Source organism: Streptomyces sp. NPDC005004 (assembly GCF_053600675.1).
Genome location: NZ_JBSGAH010000011.1, coordinates 179,510 through 204,465, shown reverse-complemented (window position 1 = coordinate 204,465; position 24,956 = coordinate 179,510). Strand labels below are relative to the sequence as shown.

Below are 24,956 nucleotides of genomic sequence, written 5' to 3'. Positions count from 1 at the left end.
GCAGGTACGGCCGCGAGGCGTTCTGACGGGGGCCACGTGAGTGACGGGGCTCTCCGGAGGCTGGGCCGCGACCCGGAGCGGGCGGCGCCGGTGTGGCCGTGGACGGCCGCACGCCCCGATGGGACCGCCGAACGCCCGTCGGCCAGGGCCGGGGACATGACACTGGTGCACGGGCTCCCGTCGGCCCGGTCCCCGCGGCACAGCCTCCGCAGGTCAGCCCCCGCCGGGGAAACCCTCTCTCCGGCCGACCCGGGCCAGAGGCACGGCATCCGTCGGCCGCACCAAGGCGACCGAACCGGCACGGCCGCGTACGCGGGAGGGGAGGGCACCGCGTGGCGTACCCTCCCCTCCCGCGCGGGCTGACATCAGTGGGCCGCCGACTCCCAGTCCGGGCCCACGCCCACCGAGACGTCCAGAGGGGCCCGGAGGGACACCGCGGACGCCATTTCCCGGCGGACGATCTGTTCCACGGCCTCTCGTTCGCCGGGGGCGATTTCGAGGACGATTTCGTCGTGGACCTGGAGGAGCATGCGGGACGTGAGGTCCGCCTCGCGCAGGGCGCGGTCCACGTGGAGCATGGCGATCTTGACGATGTCGGCGGCGGTGCCCTGGATGGGGGCGTTCAGCGCCATGCGTTCGGCGGCCTCGCGGCGCTGGCGGTTGTCGCTGTTGAGGTCGGGGAGGTAGCGGCGGCGGCCGAACAGCGTCGCCGTGTAGCCCGTCGCACGGGCCTCGTCGACCACGCGGCGCAGATAGTCCCGTACGCCGCCGAAGCGCTCGAAGTAGGTGTCCATCAGGGCCCGCGCCTCGCCGGCCTCGATGTTGAGCTGCTGGGAGAGGCCGAAGGCGGAGAGCCCGTACGCCAGGCCGTACGACATCGCCTTGATCTTGCGCCGCATCTCCGGGTCGACCGCGTCCCGCTCGACGGAGAACACCTGGGAGGCGACCGTGGTGTGCAGGTCCTCGCCGGAGGTGAACGCCTCGATCAGGCCCGCGTCCTCGGAGAGGTGGGCCATCACGCGCAGCTCGATCTGGCTGTAGTCGGCGGTCATCAGGGACTCGAAGCCCTCGCCCACCACGAAGCCGCGGCGGATCGCGCGGCCCTCGTCGGTGCGGACCGGGATGTTCTGCAGGTTCGGGTCCGTGGAGGAGAGCCGGCCGGTCGCGGCGACCGTCTGGTTGAACGTGGTGTGGATACGGCCGTCGCCCGCGATGGTCTTGATCAGGCCCTCGACCGTGACGCGCAGCTTGGCCTGCTCACGGTGACGGAGCATGATCACCGGCAGCTCGTTGTCCGTCTGGGCGGCGAGCCAGGCCAGTGCGTCGGCGTCGGTGGTGTACCCGGTCTTGGTCTTCTTCGTCCTGGGCAGCGCCAGCTCGCCGAAGAGGACTTCCTGGAGCTGCTTGGGCGAGCCCAGGTTGAACTCGTGCCCGGCGGCCGCGTGGGCCTCCTTCACGGCCTGCTGCACCGCGCCCGCGAAGGTCTGCTCCATCGCCTCCAGGTGCGCGCGGTCGGCCGCGATGCCGTGCCGCTCCATGCGGGCGAGCAGCGCGGAGGTGGGCAGCTCCATGTCGCGCAGCAGATCGGCGGCGCCGACCTCCTCCAGGCGGCCCTCGAACGCCTCGCCCAGGTCGAGGATCGCGCGGGCCTTGATCATCAGCGCCTCGGCCTCGGCGCCGTCGTCCGCGCCGAACGCCAACTGTCCGTCGGCCGCGGCGGCCGGGGCCAGCTCGCGGTGCAGATACTCCAGCGAGAGCGCGTCCAGGTCGAAGGAACGGCGCCCCGGCTTGACCAGGTAGGCGGCCAGCGCGGTGTCCATGCGGACGCCCTCGACGCTCCAGCCGTGCTCGCCGAAGACCCGCATCGCGCCCTTGGCGTTGTGGAACACCTTGGGACGGTCCGCGTCCGCCAGCCACGCGGCGAACGCCCGCTCGTCGGCCTCGTCCAGCTCGGCCGGGTCGAACCAGGCGGCCGCTCCGCCGGAGGCCGCGAGGGCGACCTCGGCCACCGAGCCCGCGCCCAGCGCCCAGGTGTCCACGGTGGCGACACCCAGGGTCCCGGTGCCGTGCTCGGCCAGCCAGGGGGCCAGCCCGCCGGTGCCCAGGACCGTGCCGTCGATCTCCACGCCCTCGGTCGCGACCGGGGTCGTCTCCACCTCCTCGGCGCCGGGGTCGACGGCGAAGAGCCGCTCGCGCAGAGACGGGTTGCGGATCTCCAGGGTGTCCAGGATCGTCGCGACGGCCTTGCGGTCGTACGGGCTCCGCTCCAGCTCGGCGACCGTCCTCGACAGCTCGACGTCACGCTCCAGCTCGGTCAGGACGCGGTTGAGCTTGACCGACTCCAGGTGGTCCCGGAGGTTCTGCCCGACCTTGCCCTTGACCTCCTCGACCCGCTCGACCAGCTCCGCGAACGAGCCGAACTGGTTGATCCACTTCGCGGCGGTCTTCTCGCCGACGCCCGGGATGCCGGGGAGGTTGTCGGACGGGTCGCCGCGCAGCGCGGCGAAGTCGGGGTACTGCGCGGGCGTCAACCCGTACTTCTCGAGAACCTTCTCCGGGGTGAACCGGGTCAGCTCCGAGACGCCCTTGGTCGGGTAGAGCACCGTGGTGTGGTCACTGACCAACTGGAAGGAGTCGCGGTCACCGGTGACGATCAGCACGTCGAAGCCCGCGGCCTCGGCCTGGGTGGCGAGGGTGGCGATCACGTCGTCCGCCTCGAAGCCCTCGACGGCGAAGCGGGGCGCGTTCATGGCGTCGAGCAGCTCGCCGATCAGCTCGACCTGGCCCTTGAACTCGTCCGGGGTCTTGGAACGGTTCGCCTTGTACTCGGTGAAACGCTCCGAACGCCAGGTCTTGCGCGACACGTCGAACGCCACCGCGAAGTGCGTGGGCGCCTCGTCACGCAGGGTGTTGGCCAGCATCGAGGCGAAGCCGTAGATCGCGTTCGTGGGCTGGCCCGTCGCGGTGGTGAAGTTCTCCGCGGGCAGCGCGAAGAACGCGCGGTACGCCAGCGAATGCCCGTCCATGAGCATCAGCCGGGGCCGGCCGGGGTTGGTCTCGTTCTGCTTCGCTGCTGTCTCTGCCACGCCCTCGATCCTGCCACGGCCCACTGACACCCGACTCCACGCAGCCGTCCCGGCACCGTCCGGTGACGGGCCGCGGCGCCCGGGGGCGGCCTCCGCACGACCGAGGACCACCGGGGATCACCGGAGACCACCGGAACACCCCGCCCCACCCGCACCCCGCCCCACCACTCACCGCCCCCACCCGCCCGCTCACCGACCGCCTCCACCCACCCCCTCCCCCTCCGCCCCCTCACCAGGCATGCTGATGCGCGGGACAGGGGAGCGGGCCGCGAACAGCGTGCGGTGCCGGGACCGGAAACACAGGCGAAGGGGAACGGGCACATGGCGACGAAGCCGCCCAAGAGCGATCCGGTGCAGGACGCGCCGCGCACAGGAGAGCCGAAGCACGCGGCGGCGGGGCTGCCCGCGGTGGTGCACTCCCTGAAGATCGCGCAGGAGCAGATGGGGGTCAGGCGCACCGCGCTCACCCTGCTCCGGGTGAACCAGAAGGACGGCTTCGACTGCCCCGGCTGCGCCTGGCCGGAGCCCGCGCACCGGCACACCGCCGAGTTCTGCGAGAACGGCGCGAAGGCCGTGGCCGAGGAGGCCACGCTGCGCCGCGTCACCCCGGAGTTCTTCAAGGAGCACTCCGTCGCCGATCTGTCCGGCAAGAGCGGCTACTGGCTGGGCCAGCAGGGGCGCCTCACGCACCCCATGTATCTCCCCGAGGGCGCGAGCCACTACGAGCCGGTGACCTGGGAGCGCGCCCTCGGCATCGTCGCCGAGGAGATCGCCGCGCTGGACTCCCCCGACGAGGCCGTCTTCTACACGTCGGGCCGCACCAGCAACGAGGCCGCCTTCCTCTATCAGCTGTTCGCGCGCGAGCTGGGCACCAACAACCTGCCCGACTGCTCCAACATGTGCCACGAGTCGTCCGGTTCGGCGCTGTCGGAGACGATCGGCATCGGCAAGGGCAGCGTCCTCCTGGAGGACCTCCACCGCGCCGATCTGATCATCGTCGCGGGACAGAACCCGGGCACCAACCACCCCCGTATGCTCTCCGCGCTGGAGAAGGCCAAGTCTTCCGGGGCGCGGATCATCAGCGTCAACCCGCTGCCCGAGGCGGGCCTTGAGCGGTTCAAGAACCCGCAGACCCCGCAAGGGATGATCAAGGGCGCCGCGCTGACCGATCTGTTCCTCCAGATCCGTCTCGGCGGCGACCAGGCACTCTTCCGTCTCCTCAACAAGCTGATCCTGGAGACCGAGGGCGCGGTGGACGAGGAGTTCGTCCGCGAACACACCCATGGTTACGAGGAGTTCGCGGACGCCGCCCGCAAGGCGGAGTGGGCCGAGACCCTGGCGGCGACCGGTCTGGCCCGCGAGGAGATCGAGCGGGCGCTCGCCATGGTGCTGGAGTCGAAGCGGGTCATCGTCTGCTGGGCCATGGGCCTCACCCAGCACAAGCACTCCGTGCCGACCATCCGCGAGGTGGTCAACTTCCTCCTCCTGCGCGGCAACATCGGCCGCCCGGGCGCGGGCGTCTGCCCGGTGCGCGGTCACTCGAACGTGCAGGGCGACCGCACCATGGGCATCTTCGAGCGGCCCGCCCCGGCTTTCCTGGACGCGCTGGAGAGGGAGTTCGGGTTCGCTCCCCCGCGCGCGCACGGTTTCGACGTCGTACGGGCGATCCGCGCGCTGCGCGACGGCGAGGCGAAGGTGTTCCTCGCCATGGGCGGCAACTTCGTCTCCGCCTCCCCCGACACCGAGGTCACCGAGGCGGCGATGCGCCGGGCGCGGCTGACCGTGCACGTGTCGACCAAGCTGAACCGCTCGCACGTGGTCACCGGCGCCCGCGCCCTGATCCTGCCGACGCTGGGCCGTACCGAGCGCGACGTGCAGGACGGCGGCGAGCAGTTCGTGACCGTCGAGGACTCCATGGGCATGGTGCACGCCTCGCGCGGCCGGCTCACCCCCGCGAGTCCGCAGTTGCTGTCCGAGCCCGCGATCGTGTGCCGGCTGGCGCGCCGGGTGTTGCCGGACAGCACGGTGCCGTGGGAGGAGTTCGAGCGCGACTACGCCGCGATCCGCGACCGCATCGCGCGCGTGGTCCCCGGCTTCGAGGACTTCAACGCGCGCGTGGCCGACCCCGCCGGCTTCGCCCTGCCGCACGGCCCGCGCGACGAGCGCCGCTTCCCGACGGCCACCGGCAAGGCCAACTTCACGGCCGCCCCGGTGGAGCATCCCGAGCTGCCCGAGGGCCGGCTGCTGCTCCAGACCCTGCGCTCGCACGACCAGTACAACACCACGATCTACGGTCTGGACGACCGCTACCGGGGCATCACCGACGGCCGCCGCGTCGTCCTGGTCCACCCCGAGGACGCGCGCGAACTGGGCGTGACGGACGGCCAGTACGTCGATCTGGTGGGCGAGTGGCGCGACGGGGTCGAGCGGCGGGCGCCCGGTTTCCGGGTGGTGCACTACCCGACGGCGCGGGGCTGCGCGGCCTCGTACTACCCGGAGACCAACGTGCTCGTGCCGCTGGACGCCACCGCGGACACCAGCAACACCCCGGCGAGCAAGTCGGTCGTGGTCCGCCTGGAGGCGGCCGCGAAACCCCGTCTGGAACAATCGGCGACCGACTGAGCGTTCGCTCAGCGACAGACAGGGAACGCGCCGTCGGAGACGGGAACGTGCCGTCGGACAGGCGTTGCGAGAACGGAGCCGGACCATGGGTGAGCAGCAGCAGGTGAAATTCCCGCAGGAGATCATCGACGAGTACGCGGCGCTCGGCGTGGACCTGCCCGCACTGTTCTCGGCGGGCCACCTCGGCACGCGGATGGGTGTGCAGATCCTGGAAGCGGCCCCGGACCGGGTGGTGGCCACCATGCCGGTGGAGGGCAACACCCAGCCGTACGGCCTGCTGCACGGCGGCGCCTCGGCCGTGCTGGCCGAGACGCTGGGCTCTGTCGGCGCCATGCTGCACGGCGGCAGCTCGAAGATCGCGGTGGGCGTGGACCTGAACTGCACGCACCACCGGGGCGTGCGCTCCGGCCTGGTGACCGGCGTGGCCACCCCGGTGCACCGGGGCCGCACGACGGCGACGTACGAGGTCGTGATCAGTGACGAGGAGGGCCGCCGGGTCTGCACGGCCCGGCTGACCTGCCTGCTGCGGGACGCGCGTCCGGGCGGCGTCGAGGGCTGACCACCCCGCGGACGGAATCAAGTGACCGTCCTTTTCGCGAATTGATGAAGCGTCAGGGCCGGGGACCCGCGCCGTCCGGATCACCGGCGGGGCGGGCCCCCGGCCCTCGTCGTGCCCGCATATGCCCGAATTCCGGGAAAGCGGAAGACGCCCAACCATTTCCCTGGAAGTAACGCTGCGTAATACGCACGCAATACGGATTCCCGTTCCGCACCGCGTTCCCGATCTGTCCCGCAGATCGCCGAGGCCACGATTGTCACCTGCGGCAACCAGGCTCCCGTCACTAGCAAAACCCTTGAGACACCTGAACAGTTGAGGGCCGTTCCTGCGAGTTCTCACGATGTGGACGGGGCGAACCGGATCGAATTCCTTCCTTTCCCCCACTGCGTACCGCTCTGCATTACCTCGTGTCATAACAAGAGCGTCACAGCATTCGTCAGACCCTCCTCCACGTTCCCCACACACGCTTAGAGTCACGGCCAGTCACCGCTCCAACGGGAGTTCGGTACCGGCGCGGCACCCGTCGCTCTCCGTTCCAGGGGAGGGCTGTGCCTGCGGAAAGGATCGATTGTGCGACAGCGTTCTCTGGTGATTCTTACCTCCGTGCTGACGACCGGAGCTCTGACTCTCACCGCCTGTGGTTCCCGTGACAAGGACAGCAAGAGCGGCGACAGCGGCAACGTGACGGTGACGATCGGCGTCGACGCCCCGCTCACCGGCCAGAACTCCGCCACCGGCCTCGGAATTCAGTACGGCGCGCAGATCGCCGTCGACGACGCCAACAAGAACAAGACCGTCCCCGGCGTCACCTTCAAGATCCACGCCCTCGACGACAAGGCGCTCCCGGCCACCGGCCAGCAGAACGCCTCGCAGCTCGTCGCCGACAAGAGCGTCCTCGGCGTCGTCGGCCCGCTCAACTCCGGTGTGGCCACCCAGATGCAGCAGGTACTGGCGACCGCCAACCTGGTCCAGATCTCGCCCTCCAACACGGCGCCCGAGCTGACCCAGGGCAAGAACTGGCAGACCAGCAAGTCCCGCCCGTACAAGACGTACTTCCGCACCGCCACCACCGACGAGCTCCAGGGCGCCTTCGCCGCGGACTACGCCTACAACGGCCTCAAGAAGAAGAAGGCCTTCGTCGTCGACGACAAGCAGACGTACGGCGCCGGCCTCTCCAAGATCTTCAAGGAGCAGTTCGTCAAGCAGGGCGGCAAGGTCGTCGGCACCGACCACGTCAACGTGGGCGACCGCGACTTCTCCACCCTCGCCACGAAGATCAAGAACTCCGGCGCCGACCTGCTCTACTACGGCGGCCAGTACGACGAGTCCCAGGTCCTCACCAAGCAGCTCAAGGACGCCGGCGCCAAGATCCCGCTGTTCGGCGGCGACGGCATGTTCACCCCGACCTACATCAAGACCGCCGGCAAGGCCGCCGAGGGCGACCTCGTCACCTCCATCGGCGTCCCCGTCGACACCCTCCCCGCCGCCAAGGACTTCGTCGCCACCTACAAGGCCAAGAAGTACCCCGGCGACTACGGCACCTACGGCTCGTACTCCTACGACGCCACCACCGCCATCATCAAGGCCGTCGGCCAGGCCGTGAAGGACGGCAAGATCCCCTCCGACGCCCGCCAGCAGGTCGTCGACGGCGTCCAGAAGAGCTCCTTCGACGGCATCTCCGGCAAGATCTCGTTCGACCAGTACGGCGACACCACCAACAAGCAGCTCACCGTCTACCAGGTCACCAAGGGCGAGTGGAAGTCCGTCAAGAGCGGCGTGGCCAACCCGAAGTAAACCCGGCCACACCACCACGCAGCACCAGGGCCGCGCGGCGTACACACGACGTCACCGCGCGGCCCGCGCTCTACCCCGACCCACCCCGACTCTCCCCACCACATGGAGGCCATGCGGTGAACACCCTGCCGCAGCAGCTGGCCAACGGGCTGTTCCTCGGCTCGATGTACGGGCTTATCGCCATCGGCTACACGATGGTGTACGGCATCGTCCAGCTCATCAACTTCGCCCACGGCGAGATCTTCATGACCGGCGGCTTCGGAGCCCTCACGGTCTATCTCGTCCTGCCGGACGGCATATCCATGTGGATTGCCCTGCCGGCGATGCTCATCGGCGGCGCCCTGGTCGCCGTGCTCATCGCCGTCGGCGCCGAGCGCTTCGCCTACCGCCCGCTGCGCGGGGCACCCCGCCTCGCACCACTGATCACCGCGATCGGCCTCTCCCTCGCCCTTCAGCAACTCGTCTTCAACCTCTACCCGGACGCCAAGTCCGCCCGCGTCTTCCCCCAGTTGCCCTTCGGCCCCCTGCACCTCGGCTCGGTCACCGTCCAGAGCGGCGACGTCTTCCTCGTCATCGCCGCCCCGCTCTGCATGGCCGTCCTCGCCCTCTTCGTCCGCCTCTCCCGCACCGGCCGCGCCATGCAGGCCACCGCCCAGGACCCGGACACCGCCCAGCTCATGGGCATCGACACCAACCGCATCATCGTCATCGCCTTCGCCATCGGCGGCTTCTTCGCCGCCGTCGCCGGCCTCTCCTACGGCCTCAAGTACGGCTCCGTCTCCTACGACATGGGCTTCATCGCCGGCCTCAAGGCGTTCACCGCGGCCGTCCTCGGCGGCATCGGCAACATCTACGGCGCCATGCTCGGCGGACTCGTCCTCGGCGTCGCCGAAGCCATGGCCACCGCCTACATCGCCGACATCCCCGGTATGCAGCAGCTCGGCGGCGGCGGCTGGGCGGCCGTATGGGCCTTCGTCCTCCTCATCCTCGTCCTCCTGTTCAGACCACAAGGTCTGCTCGGAGAACGCGTCGCGGACAGGGCGTGAACGACATGACCGACACCACGCAGACCCCTCTGGTCCCGCTCCCGCGCACCCTCGCCCGGCCGCTGGCCGTCGCCGGTGCCGCCCTCACCATCGCCTCCACGTTCCTCTCCTGGACCTGGACCGACGAATTCCCCGGCGACCTCACCGTCTACGGCTACCCGGCCGGACTCCAGGTCATCACCCTCACCCTCGCCGCCATCGCCCTCGTCTACGCCCTGAGCGGCTACAACATCCCCGGCCTGAACCGGATCAACCCCAGCGGCAGCGGCAACACCCTCGCCCTGTTCGCCACCGGCACCTTCGCCGTCGTCTGGTTCACCGTCATCGCCATCTCCGTCGACCTCGGCGGCCTGGTCAACGTCGACCCCGGCGGCTTCGTCGCCGCGGCGGGCGCACTCCTCCTGCTGCTCGGCGCCCTCGCCCTGCCGCTGGACCGGCCCGCCGACGACGGCAACCCGCCCGCCTGGACCCGACGCCGCGTCATCGGCGCGCTGGGCGCCCTGCGCCTCGCCAAGCCCGCCACCCCCCGGCCCACCGCGGGCAGCCCGCTCACCGACCGCCTCGCCATCACCGTAGGCACCGCGCTCGGCCTGGTCGTCTTCACCTACGGCATCGGCATCGACAACGAGGCCAGCGAGACCTTCATCGGCTACCTCATCGCCGTGCTCTTCGGCGCCCTCGCCCTCGTCCACGCGGGCCTGCTCGACCGCTACGCGACCGTCTCCGCCCGCCACAAGGGCTTCTCGGCCGCCCTCGCCTTCGCCGCCGCCGCCGTCTTCCCCTTCACCCAGAGCGACGACCACAACGCCAACGTCGGCGTCAACATCCTCATCTTCGCCACCGTCGCCCTGGGCCTGAACATCGTCGTCGGCCTCACCGGACTGCTCGACCTCGGCTACGTCGCCTTCCTCGGCGTCGGCGCCTACGCCGCCGCCCTGGTCTCCGGCTCCGAGTACTCCCGCTTCTCCGGCGTCCAGTTCCCCTTCTGGGCCGCCGCCCTCACCGGCATGGCCGCCTCGCTGGTCTTCGGCGTCCTCATCGGCGCACCCACCCTGCGCCTGCGCGGCGACTACCTGGCCATCGTCACCCTCGGCTTCGGAGAGATCTTCCGCATCACCGTCAACAACCTCGACGGCGACTCCGGCCCGAACATCACCCGCGGCCCCAACGGCATCACCCAGATCCCCGACCTCGACATCCTCGGGTTCAACCTCGGCGCATCCCACCAGATCGCCGGATTCACCCTGGGCAGATTCGCCAACTACCTGTTCCTGATGCTCATCGTCACCGCGATCGTCGTCCTCGTCTTCACCCGCGCCGCCGACTCCCGCATCGGCCGCTCCTGGATCGCCATCCGCGAGGACGAGACCGCCGCCACCGCCATGGGCATCAACGGCTTCCGGGTCAAGCTCATCGCCTTCGCCCTCGGCGCCTCCCTCGCCGGCCTCGCGGGCACCGTGATGGCCCACGTCAACTTCAGCGTCAACCCGCAGCCGTACCAGTTCGCCGGAGCCGCCCCGCCCAACTCGGCCTTCCTGCTGGCCGCCGTCGTCCTCGGCGGCATGGGCACCGTCAGCGGCCCCCTGCTCGGCGCCAGCGTCCTCTACCTGGTCCCCGAGAAGCTCCAGTTCCTCCAGAACTACGAGCTCCTGGCCTTCGGTGTCGCCCTCGTCCTGCTGATGCGGTTCCGGCCGGAAGGCATCATCGCCAACCGCCGCCGCCAGCTCGAGTTCCACGAGACCGGCCAGCTCGACGTACCCGCCCAGAAGACACTCACCGACGAACCGGCCCCCACCCAGGCAGGGGCGTGACGCACCATGACGACACCTGTACTCGAAGCCCGTGACGTCACGATGCGCTTCGGCGGCCTGACCGCCGTCCGCTCCGTCGACTTCACCGTCAACAGCGGCGAGATCGTGGGCCTCATCGGCCCCAACGGCGCCGGGAAGACCACCTTCTTCAACTGCCTCACCGGCCTCTACGTCCCCACCGAGGGCACGGTCGCCTACCAGGGCAAGGTCCTCCCGCCCAAGCCGCACCTGGTCACCCAGGCCGGCATCGCCCGCACCTTCCAGAACATCCGGCTCTTCGCCAACATGACCGTCCTGGAGAACGTCCTCGTCGGCCGCCACACCCGCACCAAGGAGGGCCTGTGGTCCGCGCTGCTGCGCGGCCCCGGCTTCCGCAAGGCCGAGAAGGAGTCCGAGGCCAAGGCCATGGAACTCCTCGAGTTCGTCGGCCTCGCCGCCAAGCGCGACCACCTCGCGCGCAACCTCCCCTACGGCGAGCAGCGCAAGCTGGAGATCGCCCGCGCGCTGGCCAGCGAGCCCGGACTGCTGCTCCTGGACGAGCCCACGGCCGGCATGAACCCGCAGGAGACCCGGACCACCGAGGAACTGGTCTTCGCCATCCGCGACAAGGGCATCGCCGTCCTCGTCATCGAGCACGACATGCGCTTCATCTTCAACCTCTGCGACCGGGTCGCCGTGCTCGTCCAGGGCGAGAAGCTCGTCGAGGGCACCTCCGACGTCGTCCAGGCCGACGAGCGCGTCGTCGCCGCCTACCTGGGCGAACCCTTCGAGGGCGAGCCGGGCGAAGCCGAGGCGGCCGAGGTCGAAGCCGCGGAGACGGCGGCGGAGGAGGACCGCGAGGAGGCCACCGCCGAGGACACCGGGTCCGAGGACCCCGAGCCGGACGCGCCCGCCACCGAGGCCCGGGACGCCGAGGACGCCTCCGGGACGCAGAACAGCACCACCAAGGGAGAGACCCCGTGACCGCACTGCTGGAGGTCGAGGACCTCAGGGTCGCCTACGGCAAGATCGAGGCCGTCAAGGGCATCTCGTTCAGCGTCGAAGCCGGCCAGGTCGTCACCCTCATCGGCACCAACGGCGCCGGCAAGACGACCACCCTGCGCACCCTGTCCGGACTGCTCAAGCCCACCTCGGGCAAGATCCTCTTCGAGGGCGAGCCGCTCACCGGAGTCCCCGCGCACAAGATCGTCGCCCTCGGGCTCGCCCACTCCCCCGAAGGCCGGCACATCTTCCCGCGCCTCAGCATCACCGAGAACCTCCAGCTCGGCGCCTTCCTCCGCAAGGACAAGGACGGCATCGAGAAGGACATCCAGCGCGCCTACGACCTCTTCCCCATCCTCGGGGAACGCCGCAAGCAGGCCGCGGGCACCCTCTCGGGCGGTGAGCAGCAGATGCTGGCCATGGGGCGGGCGCTGATGTCCCAGCCCAAGCTGCTGATGCTGGACGAACCGTCCATGGGCCTCTCGCCGATCATGATGCAGAAGATCATGGCGACGATCGCCGAACTGAAGTCCCAGGGCACGACCATCCTGCTGGTCGAGCAGAACGCCCAGGCGGCGCTCTCGCTCGCCGACCAGGGCTACGTCATGGAGATCGGCAACATCACGCTCTCCGGCAGCGGGCAGGACCTGCTGCACGACGAGTCGGTGCGGAAGGCGTACCTCGGCGAGGACTGAGCCGTAGTACGACGAGGCCCGCGCTCCCCCTCGGGGGCGCGGGCCTCTTCGCGTGGACCTGGCGTGGACCCGGGCTCAGTCCTTGTCCTTGTCCTTCTTCTTGGACGACTTCTTCTCGTTGTCGTCCGCGATGACCGCCTCCGCGACCTGCTGCATCGACAGACGGCGGTCCATCGAGGTCTTCTGGATCCAGCGGAACGCGGCGGGCTCGGACAGGCCGTACTCCGTCTGGAGGATCGACTTCGCGCGGTCCACCAGCTTGCGGGTCTCCAGGCGCTGGGTGAGGTCCGCGACCTCCTGCTCCAGCTGGCGCAGCTCGGTGAAGCGGGAGACGGCCATCTCGATGGCCGGGACCACGTCGCTCTTGCTGAAGGGCTTCACGAGGTAGGCCATGGCACCGGCGTCGCGGGCGCGCTCCACGAGGTCGCGCTGCGAGAACGCGGTGAGCATCAGGACCGGGGCGATGGACTCCTCGGCGATCTTCTCGGCCGCCGAGATGCCGTCGAGCTTCGGCATCTTCACGTCCAGGATCACCAGGTCCGGCTTGTGCTCCCGGGCCAGCTCCACGGCCTGCTCACCGTCGGCTGCCTCGCCTACGACCGTGTAGCCCTCCTCCTCCAGCATCTCTTTGAGATCGAGCCGGATCAGCGCCTCGTCCTCCGCGATGACGACACGGGTCGTCAGCGGGGGCACATGCGACTTGTCGTCGTCGGACACGTCTGCGGGCTGGGGCGACTCGGCGGTCACGGGGGCTCCTTGGTACGGGCCGGGGAGGTGCTGCTGCCTAAGAAGCCTACCTAGCGGCGGGGAGCCGTGTTGACCCGGTATGCTTCCGGCAGCCGTCCCTGCCGGGTTGGTGGAATGGCATACACGGATGTCTCAAACACATCTGCCCGAGAGGGCTTGCGGGTTCGAATCCCGCACCCGGCACTCTGCGCACAGGAAGCGGAGGATCACGTTCGCGTGGTTCTCCGCTTTTTTGCTGTACGAAGCCTCGACCGGTCACACAGAGTATTCGCATGACGTCGCACACACCTTCGAAGCGCGAGGAGGCGCTCACGCTCCTGCGCGCCGGTATGTCCAACCGCGAGGTCGCTCATCGGCTCGGCGTACCGCGCGGGACCGTCGGCTGGTGGCTCAGCGAGGACCGCAGGGCGCGCGGTGAGTCGTACCAGCGCCCGAGCGACTGTCCCCGGTGCGCGGCGCGGGCCGTCGACCGGACCGCGTACGCGTACCTGCTGGGCCTGTATCTCGGTGACGGGCACATCGTCTCCAGGCGCGGGCGGCACCATCTCTCGGTCTACTGCGACGCCCGGCACACCGGGCTGGTCGCGGCCGCCGAGGACGCCATGCGAACCGTGCTGCCGTCCGCCGCCACCGGGCGGCGGGCGCGGAACGGCTGCGTCGAGGTGAAGTCGTACAGTCGGCACTGGGTCTGCCTGTTCCCCCAGCACGGCCCTGGCCACAAACACGAGCGGCGGATCGTCCTGGAGACCTGGCAGCGCGAGATCGCCGACGTGCGCCCCTGGGAGTTCGTCCGGGGCCTGATCCACTCCGACGGATGCCGGGTCACCAACTGGACCACCCGTGTCGTTGGCGGGGAGCGCAGACGGTACGAGTATCCGCGCTACCTCTTCACCAACAAGTCCGACGACGTCAGGGCGCTCTTCACCAGCGCCCTGGACGCGCTCGGCATCACCTGGACGGTGCTGAACCGCGACGGGAAGCCCTACAACATCTCCGTCGCCCGCAAACCCTCCGTCGCCCTCATGGACGCCCACGTGGGCCCCAAGTACTGACCTACCGAGGGCTGTCGTCCTCCCCCACGTGATGCACCCGGACCAGGTTCGTCGTACCGGAGACCCCCGGAGGGGAGCCCGCGGTGATGACGACCATGTCGCCCTTCTCGCAGCGACCGTGCTTGAGGAGCAGCTCGTCCACCTGGGCCACCATCGCGTCGGTCGACTCCACGTGTGGGCCCAGGAACGTTTCCACGCCCCACGTCAGGCTGAGCTGCGAGCGGGTCGCCGGTTCGGGGGTGAAGGCGAGGAGGGGGATCGGGGAGCGGTAGCGGGAGAGGCGGCGGGCGGTGTCGCCGGACTGGGTGAAGGCGACGAGGAAGCGGGCGCCGAGGAAGTCGCCGGTCTCGGCGGCGGCGCGGGCGACGGCGCCGCCCTGGGTGCGGGGCTTGTCGCGTTCGGTCAGCGGCGGCAGCCCGCCCGCGAGCATGTCCTCCTCGGCGGCGGTGACGATCTTCGCCATGGTGTGCACGGCTCCGACGGGGTACTTGCCGACGCTGGTCTCGCCGGAGAGCATCACCGCGTCCGCGCCGTCGAGCACGGCGTTGGCGACGTCGGAGGCTTCGGCGCGGGTCGGGCGGGCGTTGTCGATCATGGAGTCGAGCATCTGGGTGGCGACGATGACCGGTTTGGCGTTGCGCCGGGCCAACTGGCAGGCGCGTTTCTGGACGACGGGGACGTGTTCGAGCGGCATCTCGACGCCGAGGTCGCCCCGGGCGACCATGATGCCGTCGAAGGCGGCGACGATTCCCTCGATGTCCTCGACGGCCTGGGGTTTCTCCACCTTGGCGATGACGGGGAGGCGGCGGCCCTCCTCGTCCATGACGCGGTGGACGTCCAGTACGTCGCGTCCGGCGCGGACGAAGGAGAGGGCGACGGTGTCGAAGCCGGTGCGCAGGGCCCAGCGGAGGTCGTCCTCGTCCTTCTTGGTGAGGGCGGGGACGGAGACGGCGACGCCGGGGAGGTTGAGTCCCTTGTGGTCGGAGACGACGCCGCCTTCGAGGACGCGGGTGTGGACGCGGGGGCCGTCGACGGAGGTGACCTCCAGGCAGACCTTGCCGTCGTCGACTAGGACGCGTTCGCCGGGGGTGACGTCGGTGGCGAGTCCGGCGTAGGTGGTGCCGCAGCGGTGGCGGTCGCCCTCCACGCCTTCTTCGACGGTGATGGTGAAGGTGTCGCCGCGTTCGAGGATCACCGGGCCTTCGGCGAATCGGCCGAGCCGGATCTTCGGGCCTTGAAGATCGGCGAGGATGCCGACGCTGCGGCCGGTTTCGTCGGCGGCCTTGCGTACGCGCTGATATCGCGCCTCATGTTCGGCCTGGCCGCCATGGCTGAGGTTGAAGCGGGCGACGTCCATTCCGGCTTCGACCAGTGCCTTGATCTGGTCGTACGAGTCGGTGGCCGGCCCGAGTGTGCAGACGATCTTTGCTCGGCGCATGATTCGAGCCTAGGGCTTACCGGCGGGTAGAGAATCCGGGCCCGATGGCCATTCAACGACCTTTACGGAAAGGCTTATTGACAAGTGTTGAATTGTGCGGAGACCCGCTCCTATGAGCGATGTTTTTCGCGCAACAGTTCGTCGCTCTTTTATCCCCCTCTCTCTCTTTGCGTTCATCCCGCCTCTCCGTGCCGGGCACTTGCGGCGCCGCGTATTTCACAGCCGTGGCGGCACCAGGGTGAACCGTGCCGTGACCTGCGCGGCCACCGTGAGCCGCGCGGGTTCCAGGTCGAGGGCCTCGGGCGGTTCGGCGGGGCCGCCCCTGCTGAGGGAGCGGGCGGCGCGGCCGTAGGCGGCGGTGGTGCGGGGGCGGTCGGCGCCGGTGTCGGCGAGTTCGACCAGGGCGGCGACGGTGGTGCCGAGCGCGTCGGCGTATTCGCGGGCGCGGGTGAGGGCGTCGGCGACGGCGCGGCGGCGGGCTTCGGTGTGGACCGGGGAGCCGGGGCGCAGGGACCACCAGGGGCCGTCGACGCGGGTGAGTTCCAAGTCGGCCAGTCGGGTGGTGAGTTCGGCCAGTGCGGTGAAGTCGGTGAACTCGGCGTCGAGGCGGACCTGGCCCTGGTGGCTGCGGACGCGTTCGCCGCGGCCGCGTTCGCTGAGTTCGGGGGTGATGGAGAAGACGCCGGTGGAGAGTTCGGCGAGGGCTTCGCCGTAGGACTTGACGAGGTCGAGGACGGCGGCGTTGCGGCGGGTGAGGTCGTCGAGGGTGGCGCGCCGGTCGCGGCCGCGGGCGGCGACGGTGATGCCGATGCGGGCGATCTCGGGTCCGGTCTCGAACTCCGCCTCGCCCTGGACCACGAGGAGGGGTGCGTCGGGGGTGCCGTGCGCGGGTGCCGGTGGAGTGGTCATGTGTCCCACTGTGTCACGTGACGCCCGTGTGGGCGGGGGGAGTTCGGCGGGGATCGGTCACCGGATCGCAACCTGGGGGGTCTGTTGCGGTGGGTCCTGGCCCGGCACAATCTACGCGCGTTGTCCGATCGTGCCGAGAGAGGCCACCGATGTCGTTGAACCGCCGGAAGTTCCTGAAGAAGTCCGCTGTGACCGGGGCGGGGGTGGCCGTCGCGGGCGGAGTGGGGGCGCCGGCGGCCGTGGCCGCGCCCGGCGGGCACAGCGAGCACGACCAGCACGGCGAGCACCGTGAGAAGCGGTACGCCCTGACCGTGATGGGCACGACCGATCTGCACGGGCACGTCTTCAACTGGGACTACTTCAAGAACGCGGAGTACGCCGACCCGGCGGGCAACGCGCTGGGTCTGTCCCGGATCTCGACGCTGGTGAACCGGGTCCGCGAGGAGAAGGGGCGGCACAACACGCTGCTGATCGACGCGGGCGACACGATCCAGGGCACCCCGCTGACGTACTACTACGCCAAGGTGGACCCGATCACCGCCAAGGGCGGCCCGGTGCATCCGATGGCGCTGGCGATGAACGCGATCGGGTACGACGCGGCGGCGCTGGGCAATCACGAGTTCAACTACGGCATCGAGACGCTGCGGAAGTTCGAGAGCCAGTTGCGCTTCCCGCTGCTGGGCGCGAACGCGGTGGACGCGAAGACGCTGAAGCCCGCGTTCCGGCCGTACGTCATGAAGGAGTTCCGGGTGCCGGGGGCGCCGCCGGTGAAGGTGGCGGTGCTGGGTCTGACGAACCCGGGCATCGCGATCTGGGACAAGGCGTACGTCCAGGGGAAGCTGGCGTTCGAGGGTCTGGAGGAGCAGGCGGCGAAGTGGGTGCCGAAGCTGCGGTCGATGGGCGCGGACGTGGTGATCGTCTCGGCGCACTCGGGTACGTCGGGCACGTCGTCGTACGGGGACCAGGTGCCGTACGTGGAGAACGCGGCGGCGAACGTGGCGCGGCTGGTGCCGGGGATCGACGCGATTCTGGTGGGGCACGCGCATCTGGAGATCCCGGAGCTGCGGGTCGTCAACGAGAAGTCGGGGAAGACGGTCGTGCTGTCGGAGCCGCTGTGCTTCGCGGAGCGGCTGACGCTGTTCGACGTGGAGCTGGTGCTGCGGCGGGGGAAGTGGGAGGTGGAGTCGGTCGGGGCGTCGCTGCGGGACTCGCGGACGGTCGCGGACGACCCGAAGATCACCAAGCTGCTGACGGCGGAGCACGAGAAGGTGGTCGCGTACGTCAACCAGGTGGTGGGGCGGGCGACCGAGACGCTGACGACGGTGGACGCGCGGTACAAGGACGCGCCGATCATCGATCTGATCAACAGGGTGCAGGAGGACGTGGTCAAGGCGGCGCTGGCGGGGACGGCGTACGCGTCGCTGCCGGTGCTGTCGCAGGCGTCGCCGTTCTCGCGGACCAGTGAGATCCCGGCGGGCGATGTGACGATCCGGGATCTGTCGAGCCTGTACGTGTACGACAACACGCTGGTGGCGAAGCTGTTGACGGGCGCGCAGGTGCGGGCGTACCTGGAGTACTCGGCGGAGTACTTCGTGCAGACGGCGCCGGGTGCCGCGGTGGACGTGGACAAGCTGACGAACGCGAACGGCCGCCCGGACTACAACTACGACTATGTGTCCGGGCTGTCGTACGACATCGACGTGGCGCAGCCGGCCGGGTCGCGGATCAGGAACCTGGCGTTCGGTGGGGCGCCGTTGGACGACGCGGCGCAGTTCGTGTTCGCGGTGAACAACTACCGGGCGAACGGCGGTGGGGCGTTCCCGTACGTGGCCTCGGCGAAGGAGCTGTGGTCGGAGTCCACGGAGATCCGGACCCGGATCGCGGAGTGGGTGACGGCGAAGGGTGAGCTGGACCCGAAGGACTTCGCGTCGGTGGACTGGAAGCTGACGCGGGAGGGCACGCCGGTGTTCTGAGGGGCGGTGTCCCGTTTCTAGACCGGTGCCCCGGTGACGGTGCGGACCTGGTGGGTCCTGCCGTCGCCGGGGTTCGTGCGTTGCGGGTGGAGTCCGAAGGTGGTGAAGGCGGTGCGGGTGGGGAGCGGGTACTGCTCCTTGCCGGTGAGCGCGTTGAGGATGCCGGCGCTGCGCCAGGCGGCGAGGCCGAGGTCGGGGGCGCCGACGCCGTGGGTGTGGAGTTCGGCGTTCTGGACGTGGACGGCGCCGGTGACGGCGGGGTCGAGGACGAGCCGGAAGTCCTGGTCGATCAGGGGGCGTCCGGCGCTGTCGCGGCGCAGGTGGGGGGTGAGTCCGGCGAGGACGCCGTCGAGGGGGCGTTCGCGGTAGCCGGTGGCGAGGACGACGGCGTCGGTGGCGAGGCGGGTGCGGGTGCCCTGGTCGCGGTGTTCGAGGTGGAGTTCGACCTGTCCGGTGCCGAGGCGGCCCGCGGTGCGGACGTGGACGCCGGGGGTGAGGACGGCGTCGGGCCAGCCGCCGTGGAGGGTGCGCCGGTACAACTCGTCGTGGATGGCGGCGAGGGTGCCCGCGTCGACGCCCTTGTGGAGTTGCCACTGGGCGGGGACGAGCCGGTCGCGGACGGGTTCGGCCAGGGCGTGGAAGTAGCGGGTGTGGTCGGGGGTGAAGTGTTCCAGGCCGAGCTTGGAGTACTCCATGGGGGCGAAGGCGGGGGTGCGGCCGATCCAGTGGAGGCCCTCGTGGCCCTGGGGGCGGTGGCGCAGGAGGTCGAGGAAGACCTCGGCGCCGGACTGTCCGGAGCCGACGACGGTGACGTGTCCGGCGGCGAGGAGGGCGTCGCGGTGGGTGAGGTAGTCGGCGGCGTGGAGGACGGGGACGCCGGGGGCGGCGGCGAGGGGGCGCAGGGGTTCGGGCACGTAGGGGGCGGTGCCGATGCCGAGGACGAGGTTGCGGGTGCGGGTGCGGCCGAGGGATTCGGCCTGGCCTTCGGCGTCCAGGCGGGTGAAGTCGACCTCGAAGACGTCGTGTTCGGGGTCCCAGCGGACGGTGTCGACCTGGTGGGAGAAGCGCAGTCCGGGCAGGTGCCGGGCGACCCAGCGGCAGTAGGCGTCGAATTCGGCGCGCCGGATGTGGAAGTGCTCGGCGAAGTAGAAGGGGAAGAGGCGCTGGCGGGCGCGGAGGTAGTTGAGGAAGCTCCAGGGGCTGGTGGGGTCGGCGAGGGTCACCAGGTCGGCGAGGAAGGGGACTTGGAGGGTGGCGTCCTCGATGAGCAGGCCGGGGTGCCAGGTGAAGCCGGGGCGCTGTTCGTAGAAGACGGCGTCGAGTTCGGCCAGGGGGTGGGCGAGGGCGGCGAGGGAGAGGTTGCAGGGTCCGATGCCGATGCCGACGAGGTCGCGGGGGGATGCGGGCTCGTGCCGTGGGGGGTGGGTCATCTGGGGGTGTGTCCTTCGACGAGTTTCAGGAGGTGGGCCAGGTCGTCCGGCCGGGTGTGGGGGTTGAGGAGGGTGACCTTGAGCCAGAGGCGGCCGTCCGCGCGGGCCCGGCCGAGGACGGCGCGGCCCTGGTGGAGCAGGGTGCGGCGGACGGCGGCGACGGTGTCGTCGGGGGCGTGGGCGGGCCGGAACAGGACGGTGCTGATCCCGGGCGGGCGGTACAGCTCGAAGCGGGGGTGGTCTCGGACGAGTGCGGCGAACTCCTCTGCGCGGGCGCAGACTTGGTCGACCAGTTCGGCGAGTCCGGTGCGGCCGAGGGTCTTGAGGGTGACGGCGGCCTTGAGGATGTCGGGGCGGCGGGTGGTGCGCGGGGAGCGGCCGAGGAGGTCGGGGTAGCCGGCGTCGGTGTCGTCGTCGGCGTTGAGGTAGTCGGCGCGCTGGTGGAGGGCGGTCAGTTCGGCGGGGCGGGCCAGGGCGAGGAGTCCGGTGGCGACGGGCTGCCAGCCGAGTTTGTGCAGGTCGAGGGTGATGGTGTCGGCGGCGTCGAGTCCGGTGAGCCGGGTGCGGTGGCGGTCGCTGAAGAGGAGTCCGCCGCCGTAGGCCGCGTCGATGTGGAGGCGGGCGCCGTGGGCGGTGCAGCGGGCGGCGATCTCGGGGAGCGGGTCGATGAGTCCGGCGTCGGTGGTGCCCGCGGTGGCGGCGACGAGGGCCGGTCCTTGGAGTGCGGTGAGCGCGGTGTCGAGGGAGGCGGGGTCGAGGGTGCCGTCGGGGGTGGGCAGGACGAGCGGGGCGGGCAGGCCGAGGAGCCAGGCCGCGCGGGGCAGGGAGTGGTGGGCGTTGGCCCCGCAGACGAGGGTGAGGGCGCTGCCGTGGGTTTCGCGGGCGAGGAGCAGGGCGAGCTGGTTGGACTCGGTGCCGCCGGTGGTGACCAGGGCGTCGGCGAGTCCGGCTTGCCGGGCGAGGGCGCGGGTGACCCGGGCCTCCAGCGCGGAGGCGGCGGGGGCCTGGTCCCAGGAGTCCAGGGAGGGGTTCAGCGCGCTGGCGGCGAGGTCGGCGGCGGTGGCGACGGCGAGCGGGGGGCAGTGCAGGTGGCCCGCGCAGAGCGGGTCGGCGGGGTCGGCGGCCCCGGCGGCGAGGAGGTGGACGAGGGTGCGCAGGGCGTCGGGGTCGCCGTGCTCGGGCAGCACGTCCCCGAGGACTTCCTCGACGCGGGCGTCCACGGTGTGCGGTCCTCCGGCGGGCAGCGGTCCGCCCCGGTCGGCCGCCCCCGCCGCGAGGGCGTCGAGCACGGTGTCCAGCAGGGGCCGCAGCGCGTCGGGGCCGTGGGGTCCGGCGGCGAGGGGCGGGGTGCTCATGGGCTCTCCTGCGGGGCGGGGACGGCCGGCCGGGCGGATTTGGGGCCGGGTGTCCGCGATGTCCAACGACGGAAGTCGGTCGTGGGTACTGCCGTGCGGGGAAAACGCGTCGGAGGAGTGCGTGTACGGGCTTATCGTCGGCGGGATGAACGAGGTGTGGCCGATCGACGTCCCAGGTGAGCGGGTTCTCGTCCGGGAGGTGGAGTCCCGTGACGAGGGTCCGCTGCTCAGGCTGTTCGAGGAGTGTGAGGACTGGTTCCTGGCGGCGACGGGACTGCCGTCGGGGCCGGGTGACGTGCAGAGTCTGTTCTACGCGCTGCCGCCGGGCGCGGACCCGGCGGCCAAGGCGCTGCTGGTGGTGGAGCGCAACGGCGAGGTCGCGGGGGTGCTCGACGCGGTGCGGGACCATCCCGAGCCGGGGGCGGTGGCGGTAGGGCTGTTCCTGCTGGCGCCGTGGGCGCGGGGGCGGGGGCTGGGCCGGGCCGTGACGGAGGCGCTCCTCCCCCGCTTCGGTGAGCCCTCGCTGGTGACGGCGACGGTTCCGCCGGGCTGGCTTCCGGGTGAGCGCTTCCTGACTCGTCTCGGCTTCACGCTGGACGCCCCCGCGGCGGACCCGGGCGGTGGCGGTAGGGGCGCGCCGCGCCGGGCGGTGCTGCGGAGAGCGCCTTCCGCCTGACAGCACCGCCCGGCGCCCCCGTCGCTACTCGCCCCGTACGTGCAACGCCCTTGCCAGGTCGTCCAGTTCGTCGATCAGCTTGCGTCGCAGGGCCGTGGGCGGGGTGCCCTCGCTCAGGCAGGTCTCGCCGAGGGTGAGGGTCTCGCGGTCGACGGCGTGGCGGGGGAAGGCCCAGACGCCCGCGGCGGCGGCGATGGCGGGGCCGCGGCGGGCGGCGACGGCGGGGGCTTCCTTGAAGTAGCGGCTGACGTACTCCCGTACCAGGTCGGCTTGTTCGGGCTGCCAGAAGCCCTGGGCGACGGCCTTGAAGAGGTAGTTGGAGAGGTCGTCGCCGGTGAACATGGCGTCCCAGGCGATCCGCTTGGCCTCCGGGTCGGGCAGGGCGGCGCGGCAGCGGGCGGCGCCCTCCTGGCCGCTGGCGGAGGGGTCCCGTTCCAGTTCGGCGGCGATGGCCGCCTCGTCGGTGGCGCCGAGGACGGCGAGCCGGCCGAGGATGCGCCAGCGCAGCTCGGGGTCGAGTTCGGGTCCGCCGGGCACGGTGCCGTCGGCGAGCCAGGCGTCGAGGGTCTCGGGGTGGGCGGCGACGTCGATGAAGCGGCGTACGGCGATCAGGCGCAGGCCGGGGTTGTCGCCGTCCTCGGTGCGGCGGATGAGGTCGCGGCAGAGCGAGGTGAGGGTGGCGAGCGCTGCGGGCCGCTCCTCGGGGGTGAGGTAGCGCAGCGCGATGTGGCCGATGGCGAAGGCGAGGACGCCCTCGACGAGGGCGAGGTCGGTCTCCAGCGGGAGGTGGGCGCGGGCGGTCTCCAGGTAGGCGGCGGGCGGGAGCTCGCCGTCGCGCACGGCGTCACGCAGGGCGTTCCAGACGACCGCGCGGGTGAGCGGGTCGGGCAGTCCGGAGAGGCTGGTGCGGACGGTCTCGAAGGAGTCGGCGTCGAAGCGGATCTTGGCGTAGGTCTGGTCGCCGTCGTTGAGGACGACCAGGGCGGGGCGCTTGCCGATGGGGGCGGGCGCGGTGTGCGGGATGTCGAGGCCGAGGGGTACGCGCGGGGTGAGGCGGCCCTCCTCGGTGAGGTCGTGGTCGTAGAGGCCGACGGTGACCCGGTGCGGGCGGCCGCCCTCGTGTTCGACGGTGAGGGTGCGGGTGCCGTCCTCGGCGGAGCCGATGTGCGCGGTGAGCTTGTCGACGCCGGTGGTGCGCAGCCAGGCGTCGGCCCAGGCGTGGACGTCGCGTTCGGTGGCGGCGGCGAGGGAGTCGATGAAGTCGGCGAGGGTGGCGTTGCCGAACCGGTGCCGTTCGAAGTGGATGTTGATGCCGGCGAGGAAATCCTTCTCGCCGAGCCAGGCGACGAGTTGACGCAGCGCGGAGGCGCCCTTGGCGTAGGAGATGCCGTCGAAGTTGAGGAGGGCGGCGGCGGTGTCGTCGACGGCCTCGGGGGCGACGGGGTGGGTGGAGGGGCGCTGGTCGGCGTCGTAGCCCCACGCCTTGCGGGTGACGCCGAACTCCACCCAGGGCTCGGTGAAGCGGGTGGCCTCCAGGGTGGTCTGGTAGCCCATGTACTCCGCGAAGGACTCGTTCAGCCAGATGTCGTCCCACCACTTGAGGGTGACGAGGTCCCCGAACCACATGTGGGCCATCTCGTGGGCGATGACCATGGCACGGGTCTGCCGCTCGGTGTCGGTGACGGCGGAGCGGTAGACGAACTCGTCGCGGAAGGTGACGAGTCCGGGGTTCTCCATGGCGCCGGCGTTGAACTCGGGGACGAACGCCTGGTCGTAGGAGTCGAAGGGGTAGGGCTCCGCGAACTTCTCGTGGTAGCGGTCGAAGCAGGCGCGGGTGACGTCGAGGATCTCGTCGGCGTCGGCGTCGAGGTGGGGGGCGAGGGAGCGGCGGCAGTGGATGCCGAAGGGCAGGCCGCGGTGTTCGGTGTGGACCGAGTGCCAGGGGCCCGCGGCGACCGCGAGGAGGTAGGTGGAGATGAGCGGGGTGGTGGCGGCCTTCCAGCGGCCGCCTCCGAGGTGTTCGGTGACGCCGTTGGCGAGGACGGTCCACTCCTCGGGGGCGGTGACGGTGACGTCGAAGACGGCCTTGAGGTCGGGCTGGTCGAAGGCGGCGTAGACGCGCTGGACGTCGTCGAGGAAGAGCTGGGTGTAGAGGTAGGTCTCGCCGTCGGTGGGGTCGGTGAAGCGGTGCATTCCCTCGCCGGTGCGCGAGTAGCGCATGACGGCGTCCACGGTGAGTTCGTGTTCGCCCGCGGTGAGGTTCTTCAGCGGCAGCCGGTTGCCGTCCAGGGTCTCGGGGTCAAGCGGCTGTCCGTCCAGCGTGACGGCGCGCAGCTCGGCGGGCTTCAGCTCGACGAAGGTGTCCCCGTCGGACCGCGCGCTGAACGCGATCGCGGTGCGGGAGCCGAAGGTCTCTTCCCCGGTGGTGAGGTCGAGGTCGACGGTGTAGCGGTGGACGTCGATGAGCTGTGCTCGGGCTTGCGCTTCGTCGCGCGTCAGTACGGACATGCAGGCCATGCTGCCCGATGCCGCCGGTGCCGGACAGAGGCGGACCGGTACATGGCTTATGTCCGCCTCCCTCTGTCTCCCACGCGCCTCACCCCCGCTCCCCGGCCCCGTCGGAGCGGCCCATGTGAGGTGCGGGAGCGCCTGCGGCCCGCGGATGCCGACCGGTCGTCGGGACGGGCGCGCTCGTCGCCGCCCACGACGACGGGCGGCGGCCTCGCTCCCCGCACAGTGCACCCGTGAGGCGTCTCGGGGCGCGCCCGCCGCGGGCCGCCGG

General features: G+C 70.8%; 17 protein-coding genes and 1 tRNA gene. 11 read left to right on the top strand and 7 right to left on the bottom strand.

Annotation, left to right across the window (positions count from 1 at the left end; translation table 11 throughout):
• Positions 1–365: 365 nt before the first annotated feature.
• Entirely contained in the window at positions 366–3,086 is a 2,721-nt protein-coding gene (polA, locus tag ACWEEU_RS18170; RefSeq protein ID WP_451733421.1) for a DNA polymerase I, read from the bottom strand.
• 321 nt (positions 3,087–3,407) lie between these two features.
• Here polA and ACWEEU_RS18165 point away from each other — a divergent pair, with 321 nt between their 5' ends.
• The 7 genes from ACWEEU_RS18165 to ACWEEU_RS18135 all read left to right on the top strand — a co-directional run bounded on the left by ACWEEU_RS18165 (position 3,408) and on the right by ACWEEU_RS18135 (position 12,594).
• Complete coding sequence (locus ACWEEU_RS18165; RefSeq protein ID WP_451733418.1) at positions 3,408–5,708, top strand: FdhF/YdeP family oxidoreductase; 2,301 nt, start codon at positions 3,408–3,410, stop codon at positions 5,706–5,708.
• An 85-nt stretch (positions 5,709–5,793) separates the two neighbouring features.
• The gene (locus ACWEEU_RS18160; protein WP_451733415.1) at positions 5,794–6,267 is read left to right on the top strand and encodes a PaaI family thioesterase; all 474 of its coding nucleotides are present in this window, start codon (positions 5,794–5,796) and stop codon (positions 6,265–6,267) included.
• A gap of 585 nt (positions 6,268–6,852) precedes the next feature.
• Positions 6,853–8,061, top strand: a complete 1,209-nt coding sequence (locus tag ACWEEU_RS18155; protein ID WP_385747056.1) for a branched-chain amino acid ABC transporter substrate-binding protein — start codon at positions 6,853–6,855, stop codon at positions 8,059–8,061.
• A gap of 116 nt (positions 8,062–8,177) precedes the next feature.
• Positions 8,178–9,107 (top strand): branched-chain amino acid ABC transporter permease, encoded by a 930-nt coding sequence (locus tag ACWEEU_RS18150; RefSeq protein ID WP_385747052.1) that lies wholly within the window; start codon positions 8,178–8,180, stop codon positions 9,105–9,107.
• A 5-nt stretch (positions 9,108–9,112) separates the two neighbouring features.
• Positions 9,113–10,918 carry a branched-chain amino acid ABC transporter permease gene (locus ACWEEU_RS18145; protein WP_451733411.1) on the top strand — a complete coding sequence of 602 codons (1,806 nt, stop codon included), beginning with the start codon at positions 9,113–9,115 and terminating at the stop codon, positions 10,916–10,918.
• A gap of 6 nt (positions 10,919–10,924) precedes the next feature.
• The gene (locus ACWEEU_RS18140) at positions 10,925–11,881 is read left to right on the top strand and encodes an ABC transporter ATP-binding protein (protein ID WP_451733408.1); all 957 of its coding nucleotides are present in this window, start codon (positions 10,925–10,927) and stop codon (positions 11,879–11,881) included.
• Entirely contained in the window at positions 11,878–12,594 is a 717-nt protein-coding gene (locus ACWEEU_RS18135; protein WP_385747046.1) for an ABC transporter ATP-binding protein, read from the top strand. Before ACWEEU_RS18140 ends, ACWEEU_RS18135 begins: the two co-directional genes overlap by 4 nt.
• A gap of 75 nt (positions 12,595–12,669) precedes the next feature.
• On the opposite strand, the gene ACWEEU_RS18130 is transcribed toward ACWEEU_RS18135, so the two are convergent.
• Positions 12,670–13,341, bottom strand: a complete 672-nt coding sequence (locus ACWEEU_RS18130) for an ANTAR domain-containing response regulator (protein WP_199587380.1) — start codon at positions 13,339–13,341, stop codon at positions 12,670–12,672.
• A 100-nt stretch (positions 13,342–13,441) separates the two neighbouring features.
• On the opposite strand from ACWEEU_RS18130, the gene ACWEEU_RS18125 reads away from it, so the two are divergent.
• Together ACWEEU_RS18125 and ACWEEU_RS18120 are read left to right on the top strand one after the other, a co-directional pair.
• Positions 13,442–13,524, top strand: a tRNA-Leu gene (locus ACWEEU_RS18125).
• Positions 13,525–13,613: 89 nt separating this feature from the next.
• Positions 13,614–14,393 carry a helix-turn-helix domain-containing protein gene (locus ACWEEU_RS18120; protein WP_451733404.1) on the top strand — a complete coding sequence of 260 codons (780 nt, stop codon included), beginning with the start codon at positions 13,614–13,616 and terminating at the stop codon, positions 14,391–14,393.
• A gap of 1 nt (position 14,394) precedes the next feature.
• Here the strand turns inward: ACWEEU_RS18120 and pyk are convergent, their stop codons facing one another.
• Both pyk and ACWEEU_RS18110 read right to left on the bottom strand, forming a co-directional pair.
• Positions 14,395–15,831 (bottom strand): pyruvate kinase, encoded by a 1,437-nt coding sequence (pyk, locus tag ACWEEU_RS18115; RefSeq protein ID WP_451733401.1) that lies wholly within the window; start codon positions 15,829–15,831, stop codon positions 14,395–14,397.
• 216 nt (positions 15,832–16,047) lie between these two features.
• Positions 16,048–16,740, bottom strand: coding sequence for an SIMPL domain-containing protein (locus tag ACWEEU_RS18110; protein ID WP_451733398.1), 693 nt, complete (start codon positions 16,738–16,740; stop codon positions 16,048–16,050).
• 149 nt (positions 16,741–16,889) lie between these two features.
• On the opposite strand from ACWEEU_RS18110, the gene ACWEEU_RS18105 reads away from it, so the two are divergent.
• Complete coding sequence (locus ACWEEU_RS18105) at positions 16,890–18,713, top strand: bifunctional metallophosphatase/5'-nucleotidase (RefSeq protein ID WP_385747036.1); 1,824 nt, start codon at positions 16,890–16,892, stop codon at positions 18,711–18,713.
• A gap of 17 nt (positions 18,714–18,730) precedes the next feature.
• Here ACWEEU_RS18105 and ACWEEU_RS18100 read toward each other — a convergent pair whose 3' ends face one another.
• Positions 18,731–20,143: a lysine N(6)-hydroxylase/L-ornithine N(5)-oxygenase family protein gene (locus ACWEEU_RS18100; RefSeq protein ID WP_385747035.1), complete on the bottom strand. Its 1,413-nt coding sequence runs from the start codon at positions 20,141–20,143 to the stop codon at positions 18,731–18,733.
• Entirely contained in the window at positions 20,140–21,498 is a 1,359-nt protein-coding gene (locus tag ACWEEU_RS18095; protein WP_451733393.1) for a pyridoxal phosphate-dependent decarboxylase family protein, read from the bottom strand. The genes ACWEEU_RS18100 and ACWEEU_RS18095 overlap by 4 nt, the downstream gene beginning before the upstream one ends.
• Before the next feature lie 145 nt (positions 21,499–21,643).
• On the opposite strand from ACWEEU_RS18095, the gene ACWEEU_RS18090 reads away from it, so the two are divergent.
• On the top strand, positions 21,644–22,174 hold the full coding sequence (locus ACWEEU_RS18090) for a GNAT family N-acetyltransferase (protein WP_451733390.1): 531 nt from the start codon (positions 21,644–21,646) through the stop codon (positions 22,172–22,174).
• A gap of 24 nt (positions 22,175–22,198) precedes the next feature.
• On the opposite strand, the gene pepN is transcribed toward ACWEEU_RS18090, so the two are convergent.
• The gene (gene pepN, locus ACWEEU_RS18085) at positions 22,199–24,682 is read right to left on the bottom strand and encodes an aminopeptidase N (RefSeq protein ID WP_385747030.1); all 2,484 of its coding nucleotides are present in this window, start codon (positions 24,680–24,682) and stop codon (positions 22,199–22,201) included.
• Between the last annotated feature and the right edge of the window lie 274 nt (positions 24,683–24,956).

What these genes read in the sequence shown, in the direction of transcription:
- ACWEEU_RS18110 (WP_451733398.1), bottom strand. Translation starts at nt 16,740, where the DNA reads ATGACCACTCCACCGGCACCCGCGCACGGCACCCCCGACGCACCCCTC.
- ACWEEU_RS18100 (WP_385747035.1), bottom strand. Translation starts at nt 20,143, where the DNA reads ATGACCCACCCCCCACGGCACGAGCCCGCATCCCCCCGCGACCTCGTC.
- ACWEEU_RS18090 (WP_451733390.1), top strand. Translation starts at nt 21,644, where the DNA reads ATGAACGAGGTGTGGCCGATCGACGTCCCAGGTGAGCGGGTTCTCGTC.
- pyk (WP_451733401.1), bottom strand. Translation starts at nt 15,831, where the DNA reads ATGCGCCGAGCAAAGATCGTCTGCACACTCGGGCCGGCCACCGACTCG.
- ACWEEU_RS18165 (WP_451733418.1), top strand. Translation starts at nt 3,408, where the DNA reads ATGGCGACGAAGCCGCCCAAGAGCGATCCGGTGCAGGACGCGCCGCGC.
- ACWEEU_RS18095 (WP_451733393.1), bottom strand. Translation starts at nt 21,498, where the DNA reads ATGAGCACCCCGCCCCTCGCCGCCGGACCCCACGGCCCCGACGCGCTG.
- ACWEEU_RS18105 (WP_385747036.1), top strand. Translation starts at nt 16,890, where the DNA reads ATGTCGTTGAACCGCCGGAAGTTCCTGAAGAAGTCCGCTGTGACCGGG.
- pepN (WP_385747030.1), bottom strand. Translation starts at nt 24,682, where the DNA reads ATGTCCGTACTGACGCGCGACGAAGCGCAAGCCCGAGCACAGCTCATC.
- ACWEEU_RS18120 (WP_451733404.1), top strand. Translation starts at nt 13,614, where the DNA reads ATGACGTCGCACACACCTTCGAAGCGCGAGGAGGCGCTCACGCTCCTG.
- ACWEEU_RS18145 (WP_451733411.1), top strand. Translation starts at nt 9,113, where the DNA reads ATGACCGACACCACGCAGACCCCTCTGGTCCCGCTCCCGCGCACCCTC.
- ACWEEU_RS18160 (WP_451733415.1), top strand. Translation starts at nt 5,794, where the DNA reads ATGGGTGAGCAGCAGCAGGTGAAATTCCCGCAGGAGATCATCGACGAG.
- ACWEEU_RS18140 (WP_451733408.1), top strand. Translation starts at nt 10,925, where the DNA reads ATGACGACACCTGTACTCGAAGCCCGTGACGTCACGATGCGCTTCGGC.